Source organism: Avibacterium sp. 21-595, assembly GCF_023611905.1.
Taxonomy (GTDB): domain Bacteria; phylum Pseudomonadota; class Gammaproteobacteria; order Enterobacterales; family Pasteurellaceae; genus Avibacterium.
In genome coordinates this window covers 617267-639933 of the sequence record NZ_CP091455.1, presented here as the reverse complement: position 1 = coordinate 639933, position 22667 = coordinate 617267, and the positions used below count along the sequence as shown (strand labels likewise).

The following is a 22667-nucleotide window of genomic DNA, read 5'->3' as shown; positions in this document are numbered from 1 at the left end:
ATTTATTGAGCCTTTACTTTTTAATGGGGGATTTTTAGAATGGAAATGCAATTTGTCTGGAAAAGGAGTAATCGCAATGGCATATAAAATGATTTTCTCGGATATGGACGGCACCTTACTCAATAGCAAACATCAGATTAGTCCAACAACCTCCCAAGCCATACAAAATATTATGCGAAAAAACATTCCCTTTATTCCCGTATCAGCCCGCCCACCTTATGCCATTTTGCCCTATATGAAGCAGCTTTGTAATGATAATGAGATCATTTGTTATAGTGGCGCATTAATTTTAGATAAAAATCTCACCGCACTTTATTCTATTACCTTAGAAAATACGCTTTTACCCCAGCTAGAACGTATCTTAGACCATAATCCCGCTCTTTCGGTGAGCTATTACTCTCATCTTGATTGGTTTAGCACAAACCTAAACAACAGTTGGATTAAGCAAGAAAGCGAAATTACCGGGCTAATAGCAAAAGAAAAACCGCGACATTTAAGCAATATACATAAAATACTATTAATGGGAGACGCAGCCTATATTGAGCGAATTGAACCCTTACTCAAACAACAATTTCCACAGCTTGCTATCCACCGTTCTAAGAAAGAATATTTAGAGATAATGAATAAGGCTGCAACCAAGGCCAATGCCATTCAATTTATGGCACAAAGAGCAGCGGTAGATAAAGCTGATATTATTGCATTTGGTGATAATTTTAATGATCTTGATATGCTGCAATATGTAGGATTAGGAATCGCAATGGGAAATTCACCAGATGAAATTAAACGTCTTGCCAAACAAATCACCGCAACCAATGACGAAGACGGTATTGCGTTAAGTCTCAAGCAAATTTTTTCGCTTTCGTCTTAACGCCATAAAATAGCTCCCCATATTAAAGCACAAAAAAATCTAATTCTAACGATAAATTAATATCTTAGATCCCTTTTACACAATGTGATCCAGCTCAATTTTTGCGTCTAATGAAATCACTATAATGGTTTCACAAACAACCTCACATAAGGAAATTATGATGCAAAATACACGTATTGAAATAGATTTATTAGGTGAACGTGAAGTACCCAATGAGGCTTACTGGGGCATTCATACTTTGCGTGCAATGGAAAATTTCAACATTTCAGACAAAACGATTTCTGATGTACCCGAATTTATCCGCGGAATGGTTATGGTGAAAAAAGCCACCGCACTTGCTAATGGTGAGTTAGGTGCGATTCCGAAAAAAATTGCTAATGCCATTGTTAAAGCCTGCGATGAAGTGCTAGAAAATGGACGTTGTATGGATCAATTCCCAACTGATGTATATCAAGGTGGTGCTGGGACTTCTGTCAATATGAATACGAATGAAGTCATTGCCAACCTTGCGTTGGAATTATTAGGGCATAAAAAAGGGGAATACGATATTATCAACCCAATGGATCACGTTAATGCCAGCCAATCCACCAACGATGCCTACCCGACAGGTTTCCGTATTGCGGTATATAACAGCATTATGCACTTGCTGAAAAATATCCGTTATCTACAAAAAGGGTTTGATGCAAAAGCAAAAGCTTTTTCTCATGTACTTAAAATGGGGCGTACTCAGTTACAAGATGCTGTTCCAATGACTGTAGGGCAAGAATTTAAAGCCTTCTCCGTGTTATTGGAAGAAGAAGTACGCAATCTAAAACGCACCGCAAAGTTATTACTTGAAGTCAATCTCGGTGCAACAGCAATCGGCACGGGTTTAAATACACCTGAAGGCTATGCAGAATTAGCAGTGAAATATCTCGCTGAAGTGAGCCAATTACCTTGCGTACCTTCGGAAAACTTGATTGAAGCCACTTCTGACTGTGGGGCTTATGTAATGGTTCACAGTGCTTTAAAACGTACTGCAGTGAAATTATCCAAAGTATGTAATGACTTACGTCTTCTCTCTTCTGGTCCACGAGCAGGTTTAAATGAAATCAATCTACCTGAATTACAAGCGGGTTCATCCATTATGCCAGCGAAAGTAAACCCTGTTGTACCAGAAGTGGTAAACCAAGTCTGTTTTAAAGTGATCGGTAACGATACCACTGTAACCTTCGCTGCCGAAGCAGGCCAATTACAGCTTAATGTAATGGAACCTGTCATTGGTCAAGCAATGTTTGAATCCATTGAGCTTCTTAACAATGCGTGTGTGAACTTACGTGATAAATGTGTGAATGGTATAACTGTCAATGCAGATGTGTGCCAAAACTATGTCTTAAATTCCATTGGCATTGTGACTTATCTCAATCCATTTATTGGTCATCATAATGGGGATATCGTCGGTAAGATTTGTGCTGAGACAGGGAAAAGTGTACGCGAAGTAGTACTAGAACGTGGCTTGCTGACAGAAGCGCAACTTGATGATATTTTATCGCTAGAAAACCTAATGAATCCACGTTATAAAGCAATGCGCTTTACTGAAGAGAAATAAGCGCATTAAATTAAATCATCAAGTGCGGTGAAAAATGACCAAATTTTTCACCGCACTTATTTTTTTAATGAATGAAAAGGTTTGGTTACTAAAAATATCGCTAAGGCAATAATATTTGCCATTTGAAGAACTTTTCAAAATTTCCAATCTGCTTATTTCTTTGAATAAAGGTTTTTTATTATACAAATAAGTCTTTATGTCAAAAGAAATGACGTATAGGTATGCATATTAAGTTGTCTCTATATTGCCTTATTTTGATTGAAAAAAGATAAAGAGAAAATAATAGAAAATTTAGGTAAAGAAAAAGCCCTCTTCTTTAAGAGGGCTTTTTCAAAAATTTGGCGGAGGAAGTGAGATTCGAACTCACGGAGGGCGTAAACCCTCGCCGGTTTTCAAGACCGGTGCCTTCAACCACTCGACCATTCCTCCGTGATTTAAGCGAGGTGAATAATACGAATTTTGCTATACCAAGTCAAGCAGGAAAATAAAAAATTAATTTGATTGCTTTTTTTTACAGCAACTTGTTTAGCACTTAAACAAAAAACCGAGCATTAAAACAATTAATGCTCGGTTTTATTTCTACCAAAAGAAGAATTATTCTTCCGCTACTGCTTTAGTTGGCTCGGAATAAACGTGGCTAATCGCACTATGATGACCTGCCGAACCACGCCCATAAAAATAATAGCGCGACTCTTTCCATTCAACGATTGGGTAAGCCGTATTTTCACTTTCAATCGCTTTCGCTAATGTCATTTGTGCTTTAGTATGTTGAACGGCTGATACCGTACCTAAACGCCCAGTAAATTCATAAGTGCGGTCAGTTTTTTCCTCAATTTTTTCTGATTGAGGTAAATTTTCTACTGCATTTGCCGTTGGCTCCGCACTCGCTGAATTCAAACGTTGTAAAGAAGCTTGTACTTTTTTCTCCACGGATTCATTTGCCGGCTGAGTAACAAATCCTGCTAAGGGTTTAGGCTCATCAGCACTGCTTTGCACGATTAATTTCGTTGCAGGCGTGATCACTTCTGCTTCTGATTCTGCTTTATTATTTTGTTGTTCAAGCAATTCATCGACAGACAAAAATGCGTTGCCTTTATTATTGGTGAAGGCACTACTATCAATCCACACTTTTCCACTCGCTAATTCAGGCGATGCCACGGCGGAAAATAAGGGCATTGGTGATTTTTCTTCACCTTGCGATTGACGGCGACGACGAGGGTTATTCACGCGTAAATGGCGTGGTAAACGGCGGCGATTATCACGCTGTTTTTCATCGTTATCTGTATTCACCTCAATATCAACAACAGGGGCGACCACATTTTCTACGGGGCTTACTTCAACCATATCTTTGGGAGCAGCTTCCACTGCCACTGGATGTGTTTCCACCGTATCTGTCATTTCTGTTATTGGTGCAATAGGTGCTTGAACGTCGGCAACTCGCACTTTTTTGCGTAAATCACGGCGCTGACGACGTGGCTGAACCTGTTCAACCACTTCCTCAATTACCTTCGTTTCTGCAAGGTTAGTTTGGTAGTTGTCATCAATCTGTGCTTTTTTTGCCTTACGAGAGGAACGGGCCTCTTGATCTAGCGCTTTATCTTGACGCTTATCTTCCACATTACGCCCGCTTTCATTACGATTACGACGCGTGTTACGACGCTCTTGATTGCGGCGGCGGTTATTTTTATTGGAACGATTTGGCGTTTTCTTTGTTTCTTTTTCTTCCACAAAGAGCGCTTTAATTTTTGCTAAAATGCGAGAAATAAGTGAAGGTTTATTTTCTTTCTTTGCCACAGGCATTGGTGCCGGCGTTTCTATCGCGAGAGAGACTGCAGCATTTTCCAACACACTTTCTGTGGTTACTGCTGCCGTTTCAATATTACGCGTAACTAAAGATTCTTCTGCAATAAAGCTATCCTCTTTGTCTTGATGCAATTTGGCTAAATTATAACTTAGCTCATTCACATCCTCCCCTTCGCGTACTCGGAACACGCTGAAATGTGGGGTTTCCATTGCTTCATTTGGGGCAACCACAATATCTACATTATGACGTTTTTCAATGCTACTAATGGCTTTACGTTTTTCATTTAATAGGTAAGATGCAATCTGAACAGGCACAATGGTATGTACCTGTTTGGTATTTTCTTTGATTGCCTCTTCTTCCAATAAACGCAAAATGGATAACGAAAGTGATTCATTATCACGAATTTTCCCCGTGCCTTGACAACGTGGACAAATGTGGTGAGAAGATTCCCCTAAAGATGGGCTTAAGCGCTGACGGCTCATTTCCAATAGACCGAAACGAGAAATACGGCTAATTTGGATTCGCGCACGATCTTGGCGTACCGCATCACGTATGCGATTTTCCACTTCACGTTGATGACGAATTGGGGTCATATCAATGAAGTCAATCACAATTAGCCCACCTAAATCGCGCAAGCGTAATTGGCGTGCAATTTCATCAGCGGCTTCAAGATTGGTGTTGAGTGCGGTTTCTTCAATATCACCACCACGGGTTGAACGGGCCGAGTTAATATCAATCGCCGTGAGTGCTTCTGTCACATCAATGACAATAGAGCCGCCCGATGGTAAGCGCACTTCTCGTTGAAATGCAGATTCAATTTGCGATTCAATTTGATAGTGGCTGAATAGTGGCACTTCCCCCTGATAGAGTTTGACACGATTGATAAAATCAGGACGGACTAACTTAATATGGGCTTTTGCTTTTTCGTAAATTTTTTGGTTATCAATCAAAATTTCGCCAATATCACGGCGTAAATAATCACGAATCGCGCGTACAATCACATCACTTTCTTGGTGAATTAAGAAAGGAGCAGGACGGCTTTCAGAGGCTTGCTTAATGGCTTCCCAGTGATGTAAAAGCACTTTTAAATCCCACTGTAATTCCTCAGGTGATTTGCCCACACCGGCAGTGCGTACGATTAACCCTACGCCTTCAGGTACATCAAGAGAACTTAAGGCTTCTTTTAATTCTAAACGTTCTTCCCCTTCAATGCGGCGAGAAATTCCTCCCGCTCTTGGGTTATTTGGCATAATCACCAAATAGCTACCTGCCAAGGAAACGAAGGTAGTCAGCGCAGCGCCTTTATTACCACGTTCTTCTTTGTTTACTTGAACGATGACTTCTTGTCCCTCGTGCAAAATATCACGAATATTTGGACGACCTTGATACACATAATCAGCAGGGAAGTATTCACGGGCAATTTCTTTTAAAGGTAGGAAACCGTGGCGTTCTGCACCGTAATCCACAAAGGCAGCTTCTAGGCTAGGTTCAACGCGGGTGATACGGCCTTTATAGATATTGGCTTTTTTTTGTTCGTGACCCGGATTTTCGATATCCAAGTCAAATAGGCGTTGTCCATCAACGAGGGCAACACGCAACTCCTCTTTTTGGGTTGCGTTAATTAACATTCTTTTCATTCGATTTTCTCTTATATTTTCATTTTAAATTTGTCATAAAAAACCACCGCACTTTGGCTTCGCAATCGACCTCGTGTCTGTCGCAAAATGTCATTCTCTCGACTGTCAGTTGCTGGGTGCATTGATTGCGTTATCGAAACATAATTTTCGATACAAACAAAATGATTGAAATATTATTTTGCAAGCGTGGATGATTTTTATCACTCTTAATTGTCCATTTTTATGTTATCGCTGTAACAAAATCAAATTAGACAAATTTATTTTATAAAACAACGTCTTATGCCGTTTGCTGCGTTGTTTTTAAAGTTATCTCATTTTTCCCAGTAAGCTGGCAAAAATTCGCTCTATTATCTAACGATAGGGATTTTTTAGCAAGGTAAATCCGCGTATTTATGCTATAATCCGCTCAATTTAGCAAACGATAAAATGAAACCAATGTTTAACAAAACTGATGAAAAAATTGTAAATCCTCGCGTAACAATGTTGCAGATTAGTGAAGATGAAGCTGGGCAACGTATTGATAACTATCTGTTAGCTAAGCTCAAAGGCGTGCCAAAAAGTTTAATCTATCGCATTTTACGCAAGGGTGAAGTGCGGGTGAATAAAGGGCGAATTAAGCCTGAATACAAATTGCAAAGTGGTGATATTGTGCGCGTACCGCCAGTTCGTGTGAGTGAAAAAGCCCAAGCCCCCGTATCAAAAAAATTGAATAAAGTCGCCCAATTAGAGCAACAAATTATTTTTGAAGATGAGGCTTTATTGGTGCTGAATAAACCTTCTGGCATTGCAGTACACGGTGGCAGTGGATTAGATTTTGGCGTGATTGAAGCCTTGAGAGCATTACGCCCTGAAGCCCGTTTTTTAGAATTAGTACACCGTTTGGATCGTGATACCTCGGGCATTTTATTAGTGGCGAAAAAGCGTTCTGCGCTACGTCATTTGCACGAGCAACTGCGTAATAAAACCGTGCGTAAAGACTATCTTGCTTTAGTGCGTGGGCAATGGCAATCTCATTGCAAAGCCATTAAAGCCCCATTACTGAAAAATGAATTGGCAGGTGGAGAACGAATTGTACGCGTCAGCGAACAAGGAAAGCCCTCAGAAACCTTATTTAGTATTGAAGAACGCTATGACAACGCCACGTTAGTGAAAGCCTCTCCTGTGACAGGACGAACGCATCAAATTCGTGTGCATACGCAATATGCAGGTCATCCCATTGCCTTGGATAGCAAATATGGGGATAAACAGTTTGACAGTCAAATGGCGGAATTAGGCTTAGAGCGGTTGTTTTTACACGCCTACTCAATCCGCCTAGAACACCCAAAAACTCAAGAAACATTAACGATCACCGCACCACTTGAGAATACGCTCAAAGCGATTTTAAAACGCTTACGCCAACAAAAATTTAGCTAAAAATAAGTGCGGTAGAAAAAATTGAAAAATTTCTACCGCACTTTGTTTTAAGCAAATCTCACTTAAGATTTATAAATCATTTTCGGGGGTTCGTTAGCCACGACTGTATTTTCATCAATAACTACTTTTTCAAGGTTTTCGATTGATGGCAAGTCATACATTGTGTCAAGCAACAACCCTTCCACAATAGCGCGTAAACCACGCGCGCCTGTTTTACGTTCAATGGCTTTCTTCGCCATTGCGACTAAGGCTTCGTGAGTGAATTCAAGGGTTACTTCTTCAAAACCAAATAAGGCTTGATATTGCTTAGTGAGTGCGTTTTTCGGCTCGGTGAGAATTTGGATCAAGGCGTTTTCATCCAATTCCGCCAGCGGTGCAATGACAGGCAAACGTCCGATAAATTCTGGAATTAAGCCAAATTTCATTAAATCATCTGGCTCAACTTGGGTGAATAATTCCGTTAGGGTGGCTTTGTTATCCTGCCCTTTCACTTCTGCCCCAAAACCAATACTACTTCCAACGTGAACACGTTTTTCTACGATTTTCTCTAAGCCTGCAAATGCCCCTCCACAAATGAACAAGATTTTAGAGGTATCAAGACGCAGCATTTCTTGCTGTGGATGTTTACGTCCGCCTTGTGGTGGAATAGACGCAACGGTACCTTCAATTAATTTAAGCAAGGCTTGTTGCACGCCTTCGCCAGATACGTCGCGGGTGATTGAGGCATTTTCTGATTTACGGGTGATTTTATCAATTTCATCAATGTAAATGATGCCTTTTTCTGCTTTTTCGATGTCATAATCACAGTTTTGCAATAATTTTTGCAACACGTTTTCGACATCTTCTCCCACATATCCAGCCTCAGTTAAGGTGGTGGCATCAGCCATTGCAAAAGGCACATTCAAGGTTCTTGCCAAGGTTTCCGCGAGCAACGTTTTGCCGCTTCCTGTTGGTCCAATCAGCAAAATGTTACTTTTACCTAATTCAACTTCATCAGATTTATACCCAACTTGTTGGCGTTTATAATGATTATATACCGCTACCGCAAGCACTTTTTTCGCATAATCTTGCCCGATTACATAATCGTCTAAGTGTGCGCGAATTTGGTGTGGAGTTGGTAATTCCGTGGTTTTATTCGCCTCTGCTTGCTCTTGCTTTTCTGCATCAACAAGCAAATTATGACAAAGCTCAATACATTCATTACAAATTGCGCCGTCTTCTCCTGCGATCAATTTTTGTACTTCACTGCGTTCTTTGCCACACATTGAGCAATGTGGCTGTTTTTCTGTTGTCATCGCTTATTCCGTTTCTCTTTTTACTAGTACTTCATCAATTAAACCGTATAATTTAGCCTGTTCTGCTGACATAAAATTATCACGATCCGTATCTTGTTCTACTTTCTCAAAAGGCTGTCCTGTGTGGAATGCTAATCTTTCATTCAACGTACGCTTAATTTTTAAGATTTCTTGTGCGTGGATGTGAATGTCAGAAGCTTGTCCACGGTATCCGCCTAAAGGTTGGTGAATCATCACGCGGGCATTTGGCAATGCGGCACGTTTCCCCGGTGCGCCCCCAGCTAATAAAAATGCGCCCATTGAGCAAGCTTGTCCAATACATAGGGTACGCACATCTGGTTTAATAAATTGCATAGTGTCATAAATTGCCATTCCTGCCGTCACTACGCCGCCGGGTGAGTTGATATAAAGACTAATATCTTTATCTGGATTTTCTGATTCTAAAAACAGCAGTTGAGCCACGATTAAATTAGCCATATTGTCTTCAACTTGACCGCTTAGAAAAATAATACGCTCTTTTAATAAACGTGAGTAAATATCGTAAGAACGTTCGCCACGTGCGGTTTGTTCAACCACCATAGGAATTAAAGCCATCGTATTCTCCATCGGTTTTCCTTTTGTATCAAAGAGTTATAAAAATTATAGTAAATTGAATTTAACCCATTGCCTTACACTGAATTAAGTTCAATCCACTTGATGTGGTGAATTATATAACAAAAGTGCGGTCATTTTTGTGAAAAAAACGACCGCACTTTGAAATCAATGAGTTACAGCAAATTATGCTTGTGGATTCATTACTTCATCAAATGATGCTGGTTTTTCAGTTACCTGTGCTTTCGCTAATACGGCATCAATTGCTTGATCTTCTAAAACAACGTTACGAATATTGTTCATTAATTCTTTGTTGTTTTTATAATATTCCACCACTTCTGATGGTTGTTCGTAAGCAGATGCAATATCTTGAATCATTGCGTCAGCGCGCGCTTCGTCTGCTTTTAATTCATTTGATGCAATCACTTCAGAAAGTAATAAACCAACTTGAACGCGACGTTTTGCTTGCTCTTCAAATAATTCACGTGGTAATTGTGCCGCTTGTTGCTGATTTCCACCAAAACGTTGTGCCGCTTGCTGACGTAAAACCTCAATCTCTTGCTCAACCGCAGCCGCAGGAACATCAATTGGGTTTTGTTCAATTAACCCTTCAATAACTTGGTTTTTCACGCGTGCTGTTAAGGCGTTTTTCAACTCACGTTGCATATTTTTGGCAATTTCTGTGCGTAAATCTGCCACAGTTTTGGTATTTGGACCAAATTTCGCTACAAATTCATCCGTTAATTCTGGTAATACCATCACTTCTACTTTTTTCAAGGTAATGGCAAATTTTGCCGCTTTACCTTTTAAGTTTTCGGCGTGATATTCTTCTGGGAAGGTAACATCAATATCAAATTGCTCACCCGCTTTATGACCAACAATGCCTTCTTCAAAGCCCGGAATCATTCGACCTTGTCCCATTGCTAATACGAAATCGGTGGCTTTTCCGCCTTCAAATTCTTCACCATTAACGGTACCAACAAAGTCGATTGTGACACGATCATCTGCTTTTGCTGGCTCTTGGGTTTCTTCCCAAGTTGCTTGCTGTTTGCGTAACACATCAACCATTTTATCAATGTCTGCTTCACTGATTTCAACAACCGGTTTTTCTACTTTAATTTGATCTAAACCTTTCAACTCCACTTCTGGATATACTTCAAAGGTTGCTGTGAAAACAAGATCTTTACCCGCTTCAAACTGTTCAACGTTGAAACTTGGACGACCAGCAAGATTTACTTTGCTATCAACAAGTACATTGAAGAAGTGTTTCTGTAATAAATCACCTAATACATCTTGACGCACAGATGCCCCAAAACGTTTTTCAATAATATGTGGGGGAACTTTACCTTTACGGAAACCATCTACGCGTGCATTTTTTGCTACGCGTTTTAATTCTTCACGCACCGCTTGATCTACGGTTTCAGCAGGAACGGTGATAGCGACACGACGCTCAAGACCTTGAGTTGTTTCAATATTAAATGACATTATGTTACCTCAAAATGAATTTGCACTCGGCGAATACTAACACCGAACACGTTAGTAAATAAAAGTTAAAAAGACATCAAATTATAGCGATACAACGCTCGCCCGTCGAGATATTGAGAAATAAAAAACCACAACTGGCTATTTTTTACACTAAAAAAGAAAAGCCTTACAAAATAAGGCTTTTGCGTTAGTGTTATTAAAGTGATTTTGGTAAACGAATTTTCTGTCCCGGAAAGATTTTATCCGCATCTTTGATCACTTCTTTGTTTGCCTCAACAATCGCGGTGTATTTTGCACCATTCCCATAGGTTTTTTCTGCAATTTTCCAAAGGGTATCGCCTTTTTGGATCACATAAAACTCTTCATCAGTAGCTAAATGCTCACCGTTCTCAATCGCTACCCCTTCGACATTCACCGAATTAATGCCTACCACGTTGCCCGCCATTAAAATGGCTTTTTCCAATGCTTCTGCTGATGTGGCATTGCCTTCAATTTTCGCCACCCCCTCTTCGACTTTGACAGAAAGATTTTCCACGCCCGGATTATCTTCTGCAATGTGTTTTTCCACGGCTTCAGAGGCATCTTCTTCTTTTGAGAAAAGTTTTCGACCGATGTCACCAACAAAATCAAATAAACCCATTTTTTGCTCCTTATTTATAAAACATTGAGTTCGGCTGCTAACCTTACCCAATTCACCTTCATAAGTCTATATACCTTCTATAAATAATCTTGATCTTTACATTAATTGAAAATTCTTCGCAAAAAAAGCACCGCACTTTTCTTTCTTTTATACTAAAATAGCCGCCAATTTTAGTTATTAAGGAAAAATTATGCGTTGGCAAGGTCGTAGAGAAAGTTCTAATGTGGAAGACAGAAGAAGTGCAAGGGGCAGTTTCGGCGGTGGTAAAAAAACGGGCGTACTCGGCTTTATTATTTTACTGGTTGGTGCTTATTATGGTGTTGATTTATCAGGGCTTGTTGGCACACCTGATTTTGGCAGCCAAACCCACCAAATGACAGTGAACAGCCAAGAAGAGCAAGAGCTAAACAGCCTTTCTCGCGTGGTATTAGCGGATACAGAAACGGTGTGGGGTAATTATTTCGCGCAAAAAAATCAGCGTTATGCCCCACCTATTATGGTGCTATATAACGGTGCAACATCCACCGCTTGCGGTACAGGGCAATCTGCAATGGGACCATTTTATTGTCCTAACGATCATCGTGTTTATTTGGATTTGTCGTTTTATCGTGATATGAAACATCAACTCGGGGCGGAAGGAGAATCCGCTTTCGCCTATGTCATCGCACACGAAGTCGGACATCATATCCAAAACTTACTTGGCATTTTGCCGAAAGTACATCGAGCGCAACAAAGCCTTAGCCAAGCGCAAGCGAATCAGCTTTCGGTTAAGTTAGAATTACAGGCAGACTGTTTTGCTGGTGTATGGGCTAATCAAGCAGCAAAAACGGGGTTATTTGAAGCTGGTGACTTAGAAAAAGCCTTCCGTGCCGCTGAGGCAGTAGGGGACGATCGCTTACAAAAACGCTCACAAGGCTATGCCGTACCAGACAGCTTTACCCACGGCACCTCAGCACAGCGTTTAACGTGGTTTAAACGCGGTTTACAAACAGGTCAACCAAGTCAATGTAACACGTTTAATTAATGGGCGAAGATTAAGTGCGGTAGAAAAATTAAACATTTTACACCGCACTTATGTTTTATAAAAAAATTGCTTATCTTTTGGGATAAGCAATTTTTTAAGCCCTTATTGTGGCAATACCATTGGTACTTCCATTAATAAAATTTCTGTATCAGAATCAGCCACCACATCAAAACTTGCGGTATCCCAAATACCTAAACCATCACGGCTTGATAGCTGTTTTCCAGCAATCGTTGCATTACCTTTTAGTACAAAAGCATACACACCATTGCCTGCTTTATGTAGGTCATATATTTTGCTTGTACCCTGATCAAATTTTGCAAGAGAGAACCACGCATCTTGGTGAATCCATACGCCTTCATCATCCACATTTGGTGAAAGAATTTGTTGGAAATCGTTGCGTCTTTCCCCTTCCACAATACGCATTTGCTGATAACGAGGTGCTACATTACGTTGATTAGGAAATACCCAAATTTGCAAAAATTGCACTGGCATATCCGCATTTGGGTTCATTTCGCTATGTGTAATGCCTGTTCCCGCAGACATCACTTGAATATCACCTTGGCGAATAACACCGCCGTTACCCATACTATCTTTGTGAGCTAAATCACCGTTTAATGGAATGGAAATAATTTCCATATTATCGTGCGGATGCGTGCCAAACCCCATTCCCCCCTCAACATAATCATCATTAATTACACGTAAAGCGCCGAAATGTATGCGATTAGGATCGTAATAATTCGCAAAGCTAAAAGTATGACGGCTTTTTAACCAACCGTGATTAGCATTACCACGGCTATTTGCTGAATGAAATACAGTATTCATATTGAAGCTCCTAATTCTGTTTAATTCACTTATGTTATAAAACGCATTTTACGCCACTGAATTAGAAGATAAAGCGCAATTCTGTGAATACTTCTTTTCTCATTGGTAAATAATAAGAGGAAAAGATTCACTTTTACACATAAAATAGTAAAAAAAGTGCGATATTTTCCATCGCACTTTTCTTTTAGCAAAATCGGCTATTTTTCTGCAATTCCTGCAACAATATGGCAAATGCTACCTTTGCTACCATAATGGCAAGGCATTAAATAGAAATCCTTGCCACCCTTTTCATAGCTTTTACCTAAGATCAAACTATTACAATTTTTAGCCAGAATAAAATACTGCTCGGCGTTAATTTCTAACTTGTGATACATATCTTTATTGAAAGGGCGTAAATACCCCACAAGGCAGGCAAGAATCACAAAGTAAAAATAAATCACCACTGCGGTCGGCACGATATTGAGTTGTTTTTTCGCAAGAGATTGCCATAGCATACAAATATTATAACGCGTGAAAAAACGGCATAATAGAAGGCTGATTACAAGCAACCCAGCGATATAAATTAATAAGCTATAAAGCGTAAACACTTTGATCAGCACCGTGATTTCCAAAAATAATGGAAAGGTTAAAATAAAGCAGGTTAATAAGGTGCGAACAAAATTAAAAGGGGATGAAGAGAGCTTATCTTTCAATAAAATCAATAGCCTAATGCCTAAAAGATAGGTAAGAAGCATAAAAGCAGACACGCCGAGAACGTGAAATAAGCTGCGTGCAATATCTGCTCTGCCCACTTCAACGATATCCCAAGGATAACCATAATACCAAGCTAACCCCCAGTTATAACAATAAGCCACAGACCAGCCTACTAATACTAGAAAGCCGAATAAAATAGAAGAATTGAGTAATTTGGTAAAAGAAATACGTTCGTTCATAACCTCTCTCAAATAGGAATGATTATCAAGCGTTAAAATTTTAAGCTATTTTTTTCATCTTTTAAATTAATTTCCCTTTGCTTTGCGAATGGTTGGATCTCTATAAAAAACAAGGCAATTTTTCATTTGTTAAAATAGCGTTAAATCATTGTAAAACAAGCGTATTTTGGGTATTTGATCTAGATCAGCGTTTCCGTCTTTAATGCAAAATTGTTTAAGCACTTATCCCTCCAAGTAGGTATAATTTTTCACAGAAAAAAATTATCAATTTATAAACTTTAGGAGAAATCATTATGAGTAACGTGGTTGAAACTACAATTAGCCCAGCTCAAGCAGAAGTGAACGCGTTGGTGGAAAAAGGCTTGGTTGCCTTAGAAGAATTCCGCCAACTCAACCAAGAACAGGTTGATTACATTGTGGCGAAAGCCTCAGTGGCAGCGTTAGATCAGCACGGTGTGCTGGCTATGCACGCTTATGAAGAAACAGGGCGTGGTGTGTTTGAAGACAAAGCAACGAAAAATTTATTTGCCTGTGAGTATGTGGTAAATAATATGCGAAATTTGAAAACCGTTGGGGTAATCAGCGAAGATGATGTAACGGGCATCACTGAAATTGCTGATCCCGTTGGCGTGATATGTGGGATAACACCAACCACAAATCCGACTTCCACCACCATTTTTAAAGCCCTCATTGCCCTTAAAACACGTAACCCAATTATTTTTGCCTTCCACCCTTCTGCACAGCAATCTTCCGCTCACGCTGCGCGTATTGTTTATGATGCAGCAGTGGCAGCTGGTGCGCCTAAAAATTGTGTGCAATGGATAGAAACGCCCTCAATGGAAGGCACATCAGCACTAATGAAACACCCCGGTATTGCCACTATTTTAGCAACAGGTGGGAATGCGATGGTTGAAGCCGCTTATTCTTGTGGTAAACCAGCCCTTGGTGTAGGAGCAGGGAATGTGCCAGCTTATGTAGAAAAAAGTGCTGACCTACAACAAGCCGTACACGATATTGTGATGTCCAAAGCCTTTGATAATGGAATGATTTGTGCCTCTGAACAAGCGGCGATTGTTGATGCTGAAATCTATGATGACTTCATCAAAGAAATGAAATCTTACGGCGTTTACCTTGTCAATAAAAAAGAAAAAGCAATGTTGGAAGAATTTATGTTCGGCGCAAAAGCTAACAGTGCAAACTGTGCAGGGGCAAAATTAAACGCCAATGTGGTGGGCAAACCCGCCTATTGGATCGCGCAACAAGCAGGTTTTGAAGTGCCAGAAAAAACCAATATTCTTTTAGCTGAATGTAAAGAAGTTGGACCAAAAGAACCGCTCACGCGCGAAAAACTTTCTCCTGTACTTGCTTTACTTAAGTCTCATTCTCGTGAAGAAGGGGTGAAATTAGCTGAGCAAATGGTGGAATTTAACGGATTAGGGCATTCCGCTGCAATTCACACAAAAGATACTGAGCTTGCCAAAGAATTTGGTGAACGCGTAAAAGCCATTCGTGTAATTTGGAACTCACCTTCTACCTTTGGGGGGATTGGTGATGTGTATAACTCCTTCTTGCCATCGTTAACCTTAGGTTGTGGTTCTTACGGTAAAAATTCCGTAGGTAACAACGTAAGTGCGGTGAATTTATTAAATATTAAACGAGTGGGCAGACGGAGAAATAATATGCAATGGTTTAAAGTACCTTCAAAAATCTATTTTGAACGGGATTCAATCCAATATCTACAATCAATGAAAGGTATGGAACGTGTGGTAATCATCACCGACCGCACAATGGTAGATTTAGGCTTTGTAGAAAAAATTGCGAAACAAATCACTGCACGTGGCAACCACGTTACCTATCAATTATTTGCGGACGTTGAACCAGATCCAAGTATTGAAACTGTACGTCGTGGGGTTGAATTAATTCGTAGTTACAAACCAGACACCATTATTGCCTTAGGTGGTGGCTCATCAATGGATGCAGCAAAAGTAATGTGGTTATTCTATGAACAACCTGAAGTAGATTTCCGTGATCTCGTCCAAAAATTTATGGATATTCGTAAACGCGCCTTTAAATTCCCACAATTAGGACGCAAAGCACGCTTTATCGGTATCCCAACCACTTCAGGAACAGGTTCTGAAGTTACGCCATTTGCAGTGATCACCGAAGGTGATAAAAAATACCCAATCGCCGACTATTCACTTACCCCAACGGTCGCTATTGTCGATCCGGCGCTGGTAATGACCGTACCCGCTCACGTTGCCGCGGATACAGGGTTAGATGTGCTAACTCACGCAACGGAAGCCTATGTTTCGGTACTAGCCAACGATTTTACAGACGGCTTAGCGTTGCAAGCGATTAAATTAGTGTTTGAAAATCTTGAACGTTCCGTAAAAGAAAAAGATCCTGAAGCCAGAGAGAAAATGCACAACGCTTCAACAATGGCAGGAATGGCATTCGCCAATGCGTTTTTAGGAATGAACCACTCTCTCGCCCATAAAATTGGTGGCCGTTTCCATACGCCTCACGGACGCACCAACGCCATTTTAATGCCACACGTTATCCGTTATAACGGTACACGTCCGCAAAAAGTGGCAACTTGGCCGAAATATAATCATTACAAAGCCGATGTGAAATACCAAGAAATCGCACGTATGCTAGGCTTACCTTGTGCCACGCCAGAAGAAGGCGTGAAATCTTTCGCACAAGCTTGTTATGATTTAGCTGCCAGCGTGGGCATTCAAATGTCTTTCAAAGAACAAGGTATTGATGAGCAAACTTGGCTCGATGCGCGTCGCGATGTGGCATTGCTTGCCTTTGAAGATCAATGCTCGCCAGCTAACCCACGCTTGCCATTAGTGGAAGATATGGAAGTAATTTTAACCAATGCCTACTACGGTTACGATCCAAGCCAATATTAATCGACGATAACGCTGATTGACGTAAATCTGTATTAATCAGCAAAATCAATGAAAAAACCACCGCACTTTAAAAGAGCGGTGGTTTTTTTGTTAGTTTTTTATTAGAAAATTAGCTGTTACAGCTTTCACAAGCAGCAGTAAACATCCAAACTAATTTTTCTTGCTCTTTAATGTAATCACTCATTTGTGAGGCTGTACCTTCATCATCAGCATCAGCGGCTAAGGCCAAGATTTCACGTTGTTGTTTGAGTAATGTTTTAAAGCCAGATAAGGTACCGCTTAAGCATTCTTGCGCCACACTTACACCAGTATGTTCTTTAATTAACGATTTTGTTAAATATTCGCTGAAAGCATTGCTTGGGGTGTAGCCTAAAGTAAGGATACGCTCTGCAATTTCATCTACTTTTACCACTAAATCATCATAAATTTCTTCAAATTTTGCGTGTAATTCAAAGAAATTAACCCCTTTGATATTCCAGTGGTAACCGCGCACGTTCATATAAAAGACTTGGTAAGTAGCAAGTAAGTTATTAAGTTCTTGCGCTAATTTTTCTGAAGTGGCTTTGTCTAAACCGATATTTGTTGCCATAGTATGTTCTCCTCTGTTTGATTTCCTATGATGATAACGATAAATACCTTACAAATAAAATGGATATAAATGATAGATTTAATAGCCTAAAACTATTTAATAACAACCTATTGATAGCCTCAAGTTTTCAACCAATTTTCAATTAACCTTTTTCCTTGCGCTGAAATATAAGATTCGGGGTGGAATTGTACGCCAAAAATTGGTAAATGGCGATGTTGCATTGCCATTATGATCCCTTCTTCGCAAGTGGCGGTAATGTCTAATTCAGGTGGAAAATTCTGCTTCGATACCGCCCACGAATGATAAAGCCCAATTTGAAATTGGCTAGGCAATCCTAAAAACAAGCCAGAATTTGACCGCACTTTGATTTGCTTTGCCTGCCCGTGTCGCACCTGCGCTAAATTATATAACGTTGCCCCAAAAAATTCACATAAGGTTTGATGTCCAAGACAAACGCCCAAAATAGATTTACTGTGCTGATAGCGTTCCAACATTGCAAACAGTTGTGGATAAGCACGAGGAACATCAGGGCCCGGAGAAATTAAAATGTGGCTGAAATTTTCTACTTCATCAAGGCTTAAATGCTCTACATTTTGCACGGAAAATGGCACGTCAAACTGGCGAATTAAATCCACCAAATTGTAGGTAAAAGAGTCGTGATTATTGATAATTAATAAATTTGTGTTCATCTTATGGATTCACTACAATGATGACATTTTGCTATCTTACTTGATTTATTGTTCCTATGCCATTTGATTACTTTGTGCAACGTGCTAACCACTTAGGCACTCAACATATTCCTTTTTTCTTTTTGATCGATTTTGAACAGCAACACCCCATTATTTGCCCCCTTGCAGAATGTGCCGAGCAAGGTATTTGGTTTGAGTTTCCAAGCCAAACTAATTTGCCAATGGCAGCCCAATCAAGTCCAGATAAACCTTTTAGGTTAGAAAAATTTCCTATTGATTTTGCCACTTATCAGCAAGGTTTTGACATTGTTCAGCAGGCATTGCAACAAGGAAATTCCTATTTACTCAATCTCACTTATGCCACGCCGATTGCAATAAATTATGATCTCAACACGCTGTTTTCTACCACGCAGGCGAAATATAAGCTCTTGTTTAAAAAAGAGTTTGTCTGTTTTTCGCCTGAGCCTTTTGTGAAAATTTCGCATAACCAAATTTTCACTTATCCAATGAAAGGCACGATAAATGCGGATTTGCCTGATTCAGAGAAACAATTAATCAATTCTGAAAAGGAGCAGCGAGAACATTACACCATTGTGGATTTAATGCGTAATGACCTTGCTATCGTAGGGCAAAATGTGCAAGTAACGCGTTTTCGATATTTAGAAAAGATTATTACCGAACGTGGGGCAATTTGGCAGACAAGTTCAGAGATTCGTGCAGATCTTAACACAAACTGGCAGGCGCATATTGGTACAATACTCAGCCAGCTTTTACCCGCAGGATCGATCAGTGGCGCGCCAAAAGAAAAAACCGTTGCCACCATTCAACAGGCAGAATTAGGGCAACGGGGTTATTACACGGGCGTGTTTGGCATTTTTAATGGCGAAAGTCTTGAAAGTGCGGTTGCAATTCGTTTTATTTCACAGCAAAACGGACAATATTATTTCCATAGTGGTGGAGGGATTACGATTCAAAGCAACGCAGAACAAGAATATCAAGAATTATTAGAGAAAATTTATGTGCCACTTAAAGCGCAAAAAGGAACGAACTAATGGATTTCCCCTTATTTGAAACCCTGTGCATTGAAAACGGGCAAGTGCAAAATCTGGCTTTACACCAACAACGTTATGCACAAAGTGTGAGCGAATTTTATGCCAACCAACCTTATACAATTTTTTCTCTCGAAAAAATTCTGCAAAAAAACACCGCACTTTGGAAAAACCTCCATAGTCCCATTGTCCGCTGTCGTATTGACTACAATGCCGAGCAGTATCGCCTTCAATGTTTCCCTTATCAGCGCAAAGGCTACCGGCATTTTCAACCCGTGATTTGTGATGAGATTGACTACCATTTGAAATATAGCGACCGTACTATTTTCAACGAATTGCTGAAGCAAAAAGGCAATTGTGATGAAGTTATTATTGTTAAACAAGGTAAAATTACTGATTGCACCATTGGCAATCTTATACTCCGCCAAGGTGTGCAGTGGTTCACCCCTGATAGCCCTCTTTTAATCGGCACACAACGCACAAAATTGCTACAACAAAATAAAATCAAAGAGCGGTCAATTTTTCTCACAGATTTAGCGAAATATGAAGAAATTCGATTAATTAATGCGTTAAATCCGTTTGACGATCTCTGAATACGGTTTATTAAACCATAAATGGCAAAACAAAATGGGCGAACACGTAGGTTCGCCCCTACGTTGAATAAGTAAAGTGCGGTGCTTTTTTATGAGAAAGTTAAATAAATAGATTTCCCTTTCAGTTTTCCATAAGATTGCATAAAATAAAATCATCTTTTTCACTTAAAAGGAAAATAAAATGACAAAAATTATTCATACAGAAAATGCGCCTGCTGCGATTGGTCCTTATGTACAAGCGGTGGATTTAGGCAATTTAGTGCTAACTTCAGGGCAAATTCCAGTTAATCCTGTAACAGGTGAAGTGCCGGTGGATATTGTGGCGCAAGCACGTCAATCTTTAGAAAATGTTAAGGCCATTATTGAACAGGCAGGTTTAACTGTCGCAGATATTGTAAAAACAACGGTTTTCGTTAAAGATTTGAATGATTTTGCGGCAGTCAATGCGGAATATGAACGTTTCTTTAAGGAAAATAATCATCCAAACTTCCCCGCTCGCTCTTGTGTGGAAGTGGCACGTTTGCCAAAGGATGTTGGCATAGAAATTGAAGCAATTGCCGTAAGGAAATAATCATCGCAAAAATAAGGGCGAATATCATCGCCCTTTTTACTGTTTTCTTATTTTTACATTAAAGCATAGTTAATCAAGCCAAAAGCAATAAACCACATAATGATCCCTGTGGAGAAATCTAATAAACGCCAAGTAATCGGTCTTTGGAAAAAAGGGATCAGCAATCTTGCACCATAACCTACACTGAAAAACCATAATCCAGACGCGGAAATGGTACCAAGCAGAAAATCGGTTTTATCTTCCGTGGTTAATGTTCCTGCAATACCACCTACGATAACAATGGTATCCAAATAAACGTGAGGATTGAGAAAGGTAAGCGCTAAGGCGATCATCAGTGTTTTTTTCAATGATAAAGCCGATCCTTGTTCTAATGCCAAGGCGGTATTGTTACGATAGGCGGAAAGAAAAGCACGCGCACCATAAACAAGTAAAAATAATCCTCCTACCAAAGCTAATGCCACACTGGCAATTTTTTCTTGGCTAATAAAATGCCCTAAGCCAAATACCCCGAGAGAGAAAAGTAAGCAATCACAGAGAAAAAAGAGCGTGCATAGTACTAAAACGTGCTGTTTGAGCAATCCTTGTTTCAGTAAAAATGTGTTTTGTGCGCCAATGGTGGCGATAAGCCCAAAACACATTAAAAAGCCTTGCAGATAAAATTCCATTCCTTATTCTCCATTTATCTAAAACGGCGATTATAAAAGCCTTATGTGAAAATAATCAATCAGAAAGGGGAAATTTCCTTAAACTTTATGCGATTAAGTAGTACACTATCGACACTTATTTTCAGCCTATCTAGAGGGATAAAATGAAATCTTTTTTAATTGCACCTTCCATTTTATCTGCCGATCTCGCTCGCTTAGGTGAAGATGTCGAGAACGTACTAAAGTGCGGTGCAGATTTAATTCATTTTGATGTAATGGATAACCATTATGTGCCGAATTTAACCTTTGGTCCTGCAGTGTGTAAAGCCTTGCGAGATTATGGTATCAGTGCGCCCATTGATGTGCATTTAATGGTGAAACCGGTAGATCGTTTAATCCCTGATTTTGCTAAAGCTGGGGCAAATTACATCACCTTTCATCCTGAAGCCACAGAGCATATTGATCGATCGTTACAACTTATCCGTGATAATGGCTGTAAAGCGGGCTTGGTATTTAATCCCGCTACGCCATTAAGCTATTTAGACTATGTTATGGATAAAGTCGATATGATTTTACTGATGTCAGTCAATCCCGGTTTTGGCGGTCAGTCTTTTATTCCTTCTACCCTTGAAAAGTTAAAACAAGCACGCCAACGCATTGATGAAAGCGGTTTCGATATTCGTTTGGAAGTCGATGGCGGTGTGAAAGTGAATAATATTGCAGAAATTGCACGCGCAGGCGCTGATACCTTTGTGGCAGGATCAGCCATTTTCGATCAACCCGATTATCAAAAAGTTATTGACCAAATGCGTCAAGAATTAAGTAAGGTAAGCAAATAATGACATCACAATTTAAACTTATTGGTTTCGATTTAGACGGCACGTTGGTGAACAGCCTGCCCGATTTAGCCCTTTCAGTCAATTCAGCTTTAAACGAAGTGAATTTACCCTCTGCGCCTGAAGAATTGGTACTCACTTGGATCGGCAATGGTGCTGGCGTATTAATTGCACGGGCGTTAGAATGGGCTGTGGCACAAACAAGCAAAACATTAAGTGCGGTAGAAATTGAGCAAGTAAAAACACGCTTTAATGTTTATTATGGTGAAAACCTGTGCAATCTCAGCCACTTATACCCAAATGTGAAAGAAACACTCACCGCATTAAAAGAGCGTGGCTTTATTTTAGCTGTGGTAACAAATAAACCAACCCAGCACGTTCTTCCTGTACTAAAAGCCTTTGGTATTGATCATTTATTTAGCGAAACCTTGGGCGGACAATCTTTACCACAAATAAAACCGCACCCTGCCCCCCTTTATTATTTATGCGGTAAATTTGGCTTATACCCAAAACAAATGTTATTTGTAGGGGATTCAAAAAATGACATTATCGCTGCCACTTCTGCAGGTTGCCCAGTGGTAGGATTAACTTACGGCTACAATTATAATATTCCTATTGCAGAAGCCCACCCTGATTGGGTGTTTGATGACTTCGCACAAATTCTGCAAATTGTTTAATG

Annotated in this window: 20 protein-coding genes and 1 tRNA gene; 10 read left to right on the top strand and 11 right to left on the bottom strand. The window is 39.9% G+C overall.

Going from position 1 to position 22667, the window contains the following annotated elements; all coding sequences use genetic code 11:
* Window positions 1-76: 76 nt before the first annotated feature.
* Together L4F92_RS03075 and aspA are read left to right on the top strand one after the other, a co-directional pair.
* Window positions 77-868, top strand: coding sequence for a Cof-type HAD-IIB family hydrolase (locus L4F92_RS03075; RefSeq protein WP_250364161.1), 792 nt, complete (start codon window positions 77-79; stop codon window positions 866-868).
* Between the two features lie 160 nt (window positions 869-1028).
* Window positions 1029-2456 carry an aspartate ammonia-lyase gene (gene aspA, locus L4F92_RS03070; protein ID WP_250364536.1) on the top strand — a complete coding sequence of 476 codons (1428 nt, stop codon included), beginning with the start codon at window positions 1029-1031 and terminating at the stop codon, window positions 2454-2456.
* Window positions 2457-2795: 339 nt separating this feature from the next.
* On the opposite strand, the gene L4F92_RS03065 is transcribed toward aspA, so the two are convergent.
* Both L4F92_RS03065 and rne read right to left on the bottom strand, forming a co-directional pair.
* Window positions 2796-2885, bottom strand: a tRNA-Ser gene (locus tag L4F92_RS03065).
* A 165-nt stretch (window positions 2886-3050) separates the two neighbouring features.
* Window positions 3051-5897 (bottom strand): ribonuclease E, encoded by a 2847-nt coding sequence (rne, locus tag L4F92_RS03060; RefSeq protein ID WP_250364160.1) that lies wholly within the window; start codon window positions 5895-5897, stop codon window positions 3051-3053.
* A gap of 435 nt (window positions 5898-6332) precedes the next feature.
* On the opposite strand from rne, the gene rluC reads away from it, so the two are divergent.
* Window positions 6333-7310 carry a 23S rRNA pseudouridine(955/2504/2580) synthase RluC gene (gene rluC, locus L4F92_RS03055; RefSeq protein WP_250350840.1) on the top strand — a complete coding sequence of 326 codons (978 nt, stop codon included), beginning with the start codon at window positions 6333-6335 and terminating at the stop codon, window positions 7308-7310.
* A gap of 62 nt (window positions 7311-7372) precedes the next feature.
* On the opposite strand, the gene clpX is transcribed toward rluC, so the two are convergent.
* The 4 genes from clpX to lysM all read right to left on the bottom strand — a co-directional run bounded on the left by clpX (window position 7373) and on the right by lysM (window position 11321).
* Entirely contained in the window at window positions 7373-8605 is a 1233-nt protein-coding gene (clpX, locus tag L4F92_RS03050) for an ATP-dependent protease ATP-binding subunit ClpX (protein WP_250364159.1), read from the bottom strand.
* 3 nt (window positions 8606-8608) lie between these two features.
* On the bottom strand, window positions 8609-9211 hold the full coding sequence (gene clpP / locus L4F92_RS03045) for an ATP-dependent Clp endopeptidase proteolytic subunit ClpP (protein WP_265748358.1): 603 nt from the start codon (window positions 9209-9211) through the stop codon (window positions 8609-8611).
* A 171-nt stretch (window positions 9212-9382) separates the two neighbouring features.
* Window positions 9383-10681: a trigger factor gene (gene tig / locus L4F92_RS03040; RefSeq protein ID WP_250364158.1), complete on the bottom strand. Its 1299-nt coding sequence runs from the start codon at window positions 10679-10681 to the stop codon at window positions 9383-9385.
* A gap of 196 nt (window positions 10682-10877) precedes the next feature.
* Window positions 10878-11321 carry a peptidoglycan-binding protein LysM gene (gene lysM, locus L4F92_RS03035; protein ID WP_250364157.1) on the bottom strand — a complete coding sequence of 148 codons (444 nt, stop codon included), beginning with the start codon at window positions 11319-11321 and terminating at the stop codon, window positions 10878-10880.
* Between the two features lie 190 nt (window positions 11322-11511).
* Between lysM and ypfJ the strand changes: the two genes are divergently transcribed.
* Complete coding sequence (gene ypfJ, locus L4F92_RS03030; RefSeq protein ID WP_250364156.1) at window positions 11512-12345, top strand: KPN_02809 family neutral zinc metallopeptidase; 834 nt, start codon at window positions 11512-11514, stop codon at window positions 12343-12345.
* A gap of 102 nt (window positions 12346-12447) precedes the next feature.
* On the opposite strand, the gene L4F92_RS03025 is transcribed toward ypfJ, so the two are convergent.
* Together L4F92_RS03025 and L4F92_RS03020 are read right to left on the bottom strand one after the other, a co-directional pair.
* Entirely contained in the window at window positions 12448-13167 is a 720-nt protein-coding gene (locus L4F92_RS03025; protein ID WP_250364155.1) for a pirin family protein, read from the bottom strand.
* A 197-nt stretch (window positions 13168-13364) separates the two neighbouring features.
* Window positions 13365-14099 carry a hypothetical protein gene (locus L4F92_RS03020; protein WP_250364154.1) on the bottom strand — a complete coding sequence of 245 codons (735 nt, stop codon included), beginning with the start codon at window positions 14097-14099 and terminating at the stop codon, window positions 13365-13367.
* A 293-nt stretch (window positions 14100-14392) separates the two neighbouring features.
* Here L4F92_RS03020 and adhE point away from each other — a divergent pair, with 293 nt between their 5' ends.
* Window positions 14393-17017 carry a bifunctional acetaldehyde-CoA/alcohol dehydrogenase gene (adhE, locus tag L4F92_RS03015; protein ID WP_250364153.1) on the top strand — a complete coding sequence of 875 codons (2625 nt, stop codon included), beginning with the start codon at window positions 14393-14395 and terminating at the stop codon, window positions 17015-17017.
* A 109-nt stretch (window positions 17018-17126) separates the two neighbouring features.
* Here adhE and L4F92_RS03010 read toward each other — a convergent pair whose 3' ends face one another.
* Window positions 17127-17606 carry a Dps family protein gene (locus L4F92_RS03010; protein WP_250350849.1) on the bottom strand — a complete coding sequence of 160 codons (480 nt, stop codon included), beginning with the start codon at window positions 17604-17606 and terminating at the stop codon, window positions 17127-17129.
* Between the two features lie 119 nt (window positions 17607-17725).
* A complete protein-coding gene (locus L4F92_RS03005; RefSeq protein ID WP_250364152.1) occupies window positions 17726-18295 on the bottom strand; it encodes an anthranilate synthase component II in 570 nt (189 codons plus the stop codon).
* A gap of 56 nt (window positions 18296-18351) precedes the next feature.
* Between L4F92_RS03005 and L4F92_RS03000 the strand changes: the two genes are divergently transcribed.
* From L4F92_RS03000 to L4F92_RS02990, 3 genes are all read left to right on the top strand, one after another.
* On the top strand, window positions 18352-19347 hold the full coding sequence (locus tag L4F92_RS03000) for an aminodeoxychorismate synthase component I (protein ID WP_250364151.1): 996 nt from the start codon (window positions 18352-18354) through the stop codon (window positions 19345-19347).
* Window positions 19347-19937, top strand: a complete 591-nt coding sequence (locus L4F92_RS02995) for an aminotransferase class IV family protein (protein WP_250364150.1) — start codon at window positions 19347-19349, stop codon at window positions 19935-19937. Before L4F92_RS03000 ends, L4F92_RS02995 begins: the two co-directional genes overlap by 1 nt.
* A 181-nt stretch (window positions 19938-20118) precedes the next feature.
* Complete coding sequence (locus tag L4F92_RS02990; RefSeq protein ID WP_250364149.1) at window positions 20119-20508, top strand: RidA family protein; 390 nt, start codon at window positions 20119-20121, stop codon at window positions 20506-20508.
* Between the two features lie 53 nt (window positions 20509-20561).
* Here L4F92_RS02990 and L4F92_RS02985 read toward each other — a convergent pair whose 3' ends face one another.
* Window positions 20562-21173, bottom strand: a complete 612-nt coding sequence (locus L4F92_RS02985) for a LysE/ArgO family amino acid transporter (RefSeq protein ID WP_250364148.1) — start codon at window positions 21171-21173, stop codon at window positions 20562-20564.
* Window positions 21174-21316: 143 nt separating this feature from the next.
* Between L4F92_RS02985 and rpe the strand changes: the two genes are divergently transcribed.
* Both rpe and L4F92_RS02975 read left to right on the top strand, forming a co-directional pair.
* Entirely contained in the window at window positions 21317-21991 is a 675-nt protein-coding gene (gene rpe / locus L4F92_RS02980; protein WP_250364147.1) for a ribulose-phosphate 3-epimerase, read from the top strand.
* Window positions 21991-22665, top strand: a complete 675-nt coding sequence (locus L4F92_RS02975; RefSeq protein ID WP_250364146.1) for a phosphoglycolate phosphatase — start codon at window positions 21991-21993, stop codon at window positions 22663-22665. Before rpe ends, L4F92_RS02975 begins: the two co-directional genes overlap by 1 nt.
* Window positions 22666-22667 lie beyond the last annotated feature (2 nt).

Coding starts and splice junctions, on each gene's coding strand:
- L4F92_RS03075 (WP_250364161.1), top strand. CDS start 77: ATGGCATATAAAATGATTTTCTCGGATATGGACGGCACCTTACTCAAT.
- aspA (WP_250364536.1), top strand. CDS start 1,029: ATGCAAAATACACGTATTGAAATAGATTTATTAGGTGAACGTGAAGTA.
- rne (WP_250364160.1), bottom strand. CDS start 5,897: ATGAAAAGAATGTTAATTAACGCAACCCAAAAAGAGGAGTTGCGTGTT.
- rluC (WP_250350840.1), top strand. CDS start 6,333: ATGTTTAACAAAACTGATGAAAAAATTGTAAATCCTCGCGTAACAATG.
- clpX (WP_250364159.1), bottom strand. CDS start 8,605: ATGACAACAGAAAAACAGCCACATTGCTCAATGTGTGGCAAAGAACGC.
- clpP (WP_265748358.1), bottom strand. CDS start 9,211: ATGGAGAATACGATGGCTTTAATTCCTATGGTGGTTGAACAAACCGCA.
- tig (WP_250364158.1), bottom strand. CDS start 10,681: ATGTCATTTAATATTGAAACAACTCAAGGTCTTGAGCGTCGTGTCGCT.
- lysM (WP_250364157.1), bottom strand. CDS start 11,321: ATGGGTTTATTTGATTTTGTTGGTGACATCGGTCGAAAACTTTTCTCA.
- ypfJ (WP_250364156.1), top strand. CDS start 11,512: ATGCGTTGGCAAGGTCGTAGAGAAAGTTCTAATGTGGAAGACAGAAGA.
- L4F92_RS03025 (WP_250364155.1), bottom strand. CDS start 13,167: ATGAATACTGTATTTCATTCAGCAAATAGCCGTGGTAATGCTAATCAC.
- L4F92_RS03020 (WP_250364154.1), bottom strand. CDS start 14,099: ATGAACGAACGTATTTCTTTTACCAAATTACTCAATTCTTCTATTTTA.
- adhE (WP_250364153.1), top strand. CDS start 14,393: ATGAGTAACGTGGTTGAAACTACAATTAGCCCAGCTCAAGCAGAAGTG.
- L4F92_RS03010 (WP_250350849.1), bottom strand. CDS start 17,606: ATGGCAACAAATATCGGTTTAGACAAAGCCACTTCAGAAAAATTAGCG.
- L4F92_RS03005 (WP_250364152.1), bottom strand. CDS start 18,295: ATGAACACAAATTTATTAATTATCAATAATCACGACTCTTTTACCTAC.
- L4F92_RS03000 (WP_250364151.1), top strand. CDS start 18,352: ATGCCATTTGATTACTTTGTGCAACGTGCTAACCACTTAGGCACTCAA.
- L4F92_RS02995 (WP_250364150.1), top strand. CDS start 19,347: ATGGATTTCCCCTTATTTGAAACCCTGTGCATTGAAAACGGGCAAGTG.
- L4F92_RS02990 (WP_250364149.1), top strand. CDS start 20,119: ATGACAAAAATTATTCATACAGAAAATGCGCCTGCTGCGATTGGTCCT.
- L4F92_RS02985 (WP_250364148.1), bottom strand. CDS start 21,173: ATGGAATTTTATCTGCAAGGCTTTTTAATGTGTTTTGGGCTTATCGCC.
- rpe (WP_250364147.1), top strand. CDS start 21,317: ATGAAATCTTTTTTAATTGCACCTTCCATTTTATCTGCCGATCTCGCT.
- L4F92_RS02975 (WP_250364146.1), top strand. CDS start 21,991: ATGACATCACAATTTAAACTTATTGGTTTCGATTTAGACGGCACGTTG.